The organism is Halosimplex halobium (assembly GCF_051414055.1).
Taxonomy (GTDB): Archaea; Halobacteriota; Halobacteria; order Halobacteriales; family Haloarculaceae; genus Halosimplex; species Halosimplex halobium.
Map to the genome: position 1 here is coordinate 1 of NZ_JBLKNX010000054.1, position 686 is coordinate 686.

Annotated in this window: 1 rRNA gene; it reads right to left on the reverse strand. The window is 57.4% G+C overall.

Annotation, left to right across the window (positions count from 1 at the left end):
• A 23S ribosomal RNA gene (locus ACMGFG_RS24240) occupies nucleotides 1-686 on the reverse strand; the annotation flags it as partial.

Genomic DNA, 686 nt, shown 5'->3' on the forward strand with positions numbered 1-686 from the left:
GCCGTTAACGGGTCCTTCGTCCTGTTGTACCAGGTGTTCAGATACCCGCACTGGGCAGGATTCAGTGACCGTACGAGTCCTTGCGGATTTGCGGTCACCTATGTTGTTACTAGACAGTCCGAGCCCCCGAGTCACTGCGACCTGCCGCTTCCCGCGGCAGGCATCCCTTCTTCCGAAGGTACGGGACTAGATTGCCGAATTCCCTAACGTCGATTGTTCCCGACAGACCTTGGCTTTCTCCGCCATGAGCACCTGTGTCGGTTCTCGGTACGGACACCGTCCTCGTCTTTTCACGGGCCCCAGGCTAGCCTGACTTGCGCTATCCTACCGTTCGTCCGCTTCGTGCCATTACGGCTTCCACGGAGTTGGATAGTTCGACCGGGCGATGGCCCGGCTCAGGTGAACCCGAGGCGTCGACTTTGAGTGGACGGCGGCGCAGGAATATTAACCTGCTTCCCATTTCGTCTCATTCGAATTACGGTGAGACTTAGGACCGGCTAACCCTCAGCTGACGAACAGTGCTGAGGAACCCTAGCTCGTTCGGTCGTCAGGATTCGCACCCGACTGTCGCTGCTACTATGACCAGGATTTTCGTTTCAAATCGGTCCACACGAACTCTCGGCCGTGCTTCCACCCGATCAGAACGCCGACCTACACAATCGCCTTCTTATGGGCGTGGTCAGGTA